Below are 5,451 nucleotides of genomic sequence, written 5' to 3' on the forward strand. Positions count from 1 at the left end.
TATAGCAAAAACGATTAAAATACTGATAATCCATTTTTGTATTATGTTAGGGACTTTTTTACTTAATTTTAACCCTATTGGAGCAAATATAATACTCCCTATTATAAGGAATAAGGCGTCATATAAAGGGATATAACCTTGAATAAGTTTGATGACAAAAGCACCAATTGAAGATATAAAAGCAATTACTATACTATTAGCGACTACAGTATTCATTGGTAATTTGAATAAAACCAATAATATAGGAATAATAATGAAGGCACCACCTGCACCTACTATACCTGAAATAATACCAATGAAAAGGCCAATGATAACTAATAAATATTTATTAAATGAAGACTTTTCGGAACTAGGTTTCACTTTAATAAACATTAATGTTAATGCAAGTAAAGCAATAATGATATATACCGTATTTACAAATGTAGCATCAAATAAATTTGCTAGAAATGCACCTAACATACTCCCTATAATCATGCCGCCACCCATATAAAGAACTAATTGTGGCGAGAACTCTGTTTTTTTTCGAGCTTTTAATGAGCCACTTAATGTACTGAAAAAGACTTGGCTAGAAGTAAGACCTGATGCGATATATGCGCTATATGCAGGGGCTCCGAATAATGGTGGTAATAATAAAATAGCTGGATAAATAATGATAGCACCACCTACGCCTACTAGACCAGATATGAACCCACCGAATACCCCAATGAGTAACATGATAACTATATTAACAATATCCATTACTTACTTTTCACCAATAAGTTTACAGCTTCATTAATTAACTCTTGGGAGCTTTCTTCATCATCCGCAGCTGCTTTTACACATTCTATTAAATTCTCACTAATAATGATACCCATCAAGCGTTGGAGTGAACTCTTTGATGCACTTATTTGTGTAATGACATCTTTACAGTCTTTTCCTTCCTCCATCATTTTAATAATTCCATTTAGTTGCCCTTGTATTCTATTAATACGATTAATCATTTTTTTATCATAATTCATAGTCATACCTCCACTTTTAATTGAATAAAAATATATTAATAGATAAACACAAATGTGTCAAATACCCCTAGAGGTATTTGACAAGTTCCATTCAACCGTTTAGAATACCCCTACAGGTATTTTTAGGGAGGTTATTATGAAACAATACGGAGAAAAGTTTATCGATGAATTTAGTAAAGCAGAATTGGAAAAACTAGCCAAGCAAGGGCAATTAATTGATGTTAGAACAGAAGAGGAGTATGCATTAGGACATATCAATGGTTCCATACTTCATCCTGTTGATGAGATTGAGTCATTCAATAAAGAAAAAAATAAAACCTATTATGTAATCTGTAGAAGTGGTAACAGAAGTGCTAATGCTAGTAAATATTTAGCTAAACAAGGTTATAACGTTATAAATCTTGATGGTGGTTATAAAGCTTATGAAGAAAACGATAGTTATGATACACAAGAAGAATATAAAAGTATAGAAATTAAAGCAGATCGTAAACAATTTAACTATCGTGGTTTTCAATGTCCAGGGCCAATTGTAAAAATTAGTCAAGAAATGAAGAATATTGAAGTAGGTGACCAAATTGAAGTCAAAGTCACAGACCCTGGATTCCCTAGTGATATTAAAAGTTGGGTGAAACAAACAAGGCATACTTTAGTTAAGCTTGATGAAAATAACAATGGAATTAATGCGATTATTCAAAAAGAAAAAGCAAAAGATTTAGATATAAATTATTCTGCTAAAGGTACTACAATTGTATTATTTAGTGGAGAATTAGACAAAGCTGTAGCAGCATTGATTATTGCAAATGGCGCTAGAGCTGCTGGAAAAGATGTAACTATCTTCTTTACTTTTTGGGGGCTTAATGCATTAAAAAAAGTGCAAACAGTTAATGTTAAAAAGCAAGGTATTGCAAAAATGTTTGATTTAATGTTGCCCCAAAAGAATATACGAATGCCTCTTTCCAAAATGAATATGTTTGGTTTAGGAAATATGATGATGCGCTACGTAATGAAAAAGAAAAATGTTGATTCATTACCAACACTTATCAATCAAGCTATTGAGCAAAATATCAAATTAATCGCTTGTACGATGAGTATGGATGTCATGGGTATTCAGAAAGAAGAACTTAGAGATGAAGTTGAGTACGGTGGTGTAGGCACTTATATTGGTGCTACTGAAAATGCGAATCATAATTTATTTATCTAATTAAATCTATTAATAAAAGGAGTTGTTATCATGTTTTTTAAACAGTTTTACGATAATCATTTATCTCAAGCATCATATTTAGTGGGTTGTCAACGTACAGGAGAGGCAATAATAATAGACCCTGTTCGTGATTTATCGAAATATATAGAAGTTGCAGATTCTGAAGGTTTAACAATTACACAAGCTACAGAAACACATATTCATGCTGATTTTGCTTCAGGAATTCGTGATGTGGCTAAACGCTTAAATGCAAATATATATGTGTCTGGCGAAGGTGAAGATGCATTAGGGTATAAAAATATGCTATCAAAAACACAATTTGTTAAACATGGAGATATCATTCAAGTAGGCAATGTTAAATTAGAAGTTCTGCATACTCCAGGACACACGCCTGAAAGTATTAGCTTTTTACTCACTGATTTAGGTGGTGGTTCAAGTGTTCCGATGGGATTATTTAGTGGTGACTTTATTTTTGTTGGTGATATAGGTAGACCTGATTTATTAGAAAAATCTGTTCAAATAAAGGGTTCTACAGAAATTAGCGCGAAACAAATGTATGAGTCCGTTCAAAATATTAAAAATTTACCAGACTATGTTCAAATCTGGCCGGGTCATGGTGCTGGAAGCCCTTGTGGTAAAGCATTAGGTGCCATACCTATATCTACAATAGGTTATGAGAAAATTAATAACTGGGCATTTAATGAAATTGATGAGACTAAATTTATTGAATCATTAACATCAAATCAACCAGCACCACCGCATCATTTTGCACAAATGAAACAAGTTAATCAGTTTGGTATGAATTTATATCAATCATATGATGTTTATCCTAGTTTAGATAATAAGAGAGTAGCATTTGATCTTCGTAGCAAAGAGGCCTTTCACGGTGGCCACACAAAAGGAACAATCAATATACCATACAACAAAAACTTTATTAATCAAATTGGTTGGTACTTAGATTTTGAAAAAGATATAGATTTAATTGGAGATAAATCTACTGTTGAGAAAGCGAAACACACTTTACAATTAATTGGGTTTGATAAGGTAGCAGGCTATCGTTTGCCAAAATCAGGCATTTCAACCCAGTCCGTTCATAGCGCTGATATGACAGGTAAAGAAGAACATGTATTAGACGTACGTAATGATGAAGAGTGGAATAATGGACACTTAGATCAAGCAGTTAATATTCCACATGGTAAATTATTAAATGAAAATATTCCTTTTAATAAAGAGGATAAAATATATGTACATTGTCAGTCAGGTGTTAGAAGTTCAATTGCAGTGGGTATATTGGAAAGCAAAGGTTTTGAAAATGTGGTGAATATTAGAGAAGGCTATCAAGATTTTCCAGAATCATTAAAATAATTTAAGGATGTGGAAAAAATGAATAAGCATTATCAAATTGTTATTATTGGTGGCGGTACAGCAGGTGTTACCGTAGCATCAAGACTATTAAGAAAAAATCAAAACTTAAAAGAGAAAATAGCAATTATAGACCCAGCAGACCATCATTACTATCAACCATTATGGACGTTGGTTGGTGCAGGGGTATCTAGTTTGAAAAGTTCTCGTAAAGATATGGAAAGTGTTATACCTGAAGGTGCTAACTGGATAAAACAGGCTGTTTCAAGTTTTCAACCTGAAAATAATAGCGTTATTTTAGGAGATAATACAGTCGTTTATTATGATTTTTTAGTAGTAGCTCCAGGATTACAGATTAATTGGTCTTCAATTAAAGGACTAAAAGAAAATATAGGTAAAAATGGTGTTTGCTCTAACTATTCACCTGACTATGTTAACGAAACTTGGAACCAAATTTCTAATTTTAAACAAGGAAATGCCATTTTTACGCATCCAAACACTCCTATAAAGTGTGGAGGTGCGCCTATGAAAATTATGTATTTAGCTGAAGATTATTTTAGGAAACATAAAATCCGTTCTAACGCTAATGTGATATATGCAACGCCAAAAGATGCTTTATTTGACGTAGGAAAATATAATAAAGAATTAGAAAGGATTGTTGAAGAAAGAAATATAACAGTCAATTATAATTATAACCTTGTTGAAATCGACGGTGACAAAAAAGTGGCTACATTCGAACATATCAAAGCATACGATAGAAAAACAATAAGTTATGATATGTTACATGTAACACCACCTATGGGTCCCTTAGATGTAGTAAAAGAAAGTACACTTTCAGATAGTGAGGGTTGGGTAGATGTTAACCCAACCACATTACAGCATAAAAGCTACTCTAATGTATTTGCACTTGGTGATGCTTCAAATGTACCTACTTCAAAAACAGGCGCAGCTATTCGTAAGCAAGCACCTATCGTCGCTAATAATTTATTGCAAGTGATGAATAATCAAATGTTAACGCATCATTATGATGGTTATACTTCATGCCCTATTGTTACTGGATATAATAGGTTAATACTTGCAGAGTTTGATTATAATAAAAATACTAAAGAAACAATGCCGTTTAATCAGGCCAAAGAACGTAGAAGTATGTATATATTTAAGAAAGATTTATTACCTAAAATGTATTGGTACGGCATGCTAAAAGGATTAATATAATAAAGTACAGAAAACAATAAATTTTTAATGAAAAATCTTTTACTATAAAAGATTAAGTATTTAAATGACGTGTCAGTGTTGTGTTTATATGTCGTGAATTTTTAGCTCTAAATAGTATAAGATTGAAAAAGTTGTTACTGTTTTAAATGATCACGATGAAGTCATTCAATAAGAATGATTATGAAAATAGAAACAGCAGTAAGATATTTTCTAATTGAAAATCATCTCACTGCTGTTTTTTAAAGGTTTATACCTCATCCTCTAAATTATTTAAAAATAATTAATGGTATTTGAGCACGTTTAGCGACTTTATGACTGACATTACCAATTTCCATTTCTTGCCAGATATTCAAACCACGTGTACTCAAAATGATAGCTTGGTATGTACCTCCAATAGTAATTTCAATAACTTTGTCTGTTGAACACTAAGAGCAATTTTAATTTCATAATGTGTTGTAAACATTTTTTTTGATTGGAGTTTTTTTCTGAGTTAAACGATATCCTGATGTATTTTTAATTTTGCACCATTTCCAAAAGGATAAGTGACATAAGTAAAAAGGCATCATCGGGAGTTATCCTATCAGGAAAACCAAGATAATACCTAAGTAGAAAGTGTTCAATCCGTGTTAAATTGGGAAATATCATCCATAAACTTTATTACTCATACTATAATTC

The 5,451-nt window shown here is 31.8% G+C and carries 5 protein-coding genes and 1 pseudogene; 3 read left to right on the plus strand and 3 right to left on the minus strand.

The annotated features are described in order from the left end of the window. On the minus strand, window positions 1-738 hold a 738-nt coding region (locus tag IDG60_RS05430; RefSeq protein WP_206160545.1), incomplete at its 3' end, for a sulfite exporter TauE/SafE family protein. Further along, window positions 738-998 carry a persulfide-sensing transcriptional repressor CstR gene (gene cstR / locus IDG60_RS05435; RefSeq protein WP_001105087.1) on the minus strand — a complete coding sequence of 87 codons (261 nt, stop codon included), beginning with the start codon at window positions 996-998 and terminating at the stop codon, window positions 738-740. The genes cstR and IDG60_RS05430, both read right to left, overlap by 1 nt. Before the next feature lie 136 nt (window positions 999-1,134). On the opposite strand from cstR, the gene cstA reads away from it, so the two are divergent. Genes cstA through sqr form a run of 3 tightly spaced genes read left to right on the plus strand, consistent with a single transcriptional unit; the run spans window position 1,135 to window position 4,776 of the window. Beyond that, the gene (cstA, locus tag IDG60_RS05440; RefSeq protein WP_000816133.1) at window positions 1,135-2,199 is read left to right on the plus strand and encodes a persulfide response sulfurtransferase CstA; all 1,065 of its coding nucleotides are present in this window, start codon (window positions 1,135-1,137) and stop codon (window positions 2,197-2,199) included. Window positions 2,200-2,229: 30 nt separating this feature from the next. Continuing rightward, window positions 2,230-3,564: a persulfide dioxygenase-sulfurtransferase CstB gene (gene cstB / locus IDG60_RS05445; protein WP_000465468.1), complete on the plus strand. Its 1,335-nt coding sequence runs from the start codon at window positions 2,230-2,232 to the stop codon at window positions 3,562-3,564. An 18-nt stretch (window positions 3,565-3,582) separates the two neighbouring features. Next, a complete protein-coding gene (sqr, locus tag IDG60_RS05450; RefSeq protein ID WP_001033018.1) occupies window positions 3,583-4,776 on the plus strand; it encodes a type II sulfide:quinone oxidoreductase Sqr in 1,194 nt (397 codons plus the stop codon). 266 nt (window positions 4,777-5,042) lie between these two features. Here sqr and IDG60_RS24650 read toward each other — a convergent pair. Further along, window positions 5,043-5,257: pseudogene (locus IDG60_RS24650) on the minus strand (universal stress protein); the annotation flags it as partial. Between the last annotated feature and the right edge of the window lie 194 nt (window positions 5,258-5,451).

Source organism: Staphylococcus sp. EG-SA-2 (genome assembly GCF_017152085.1).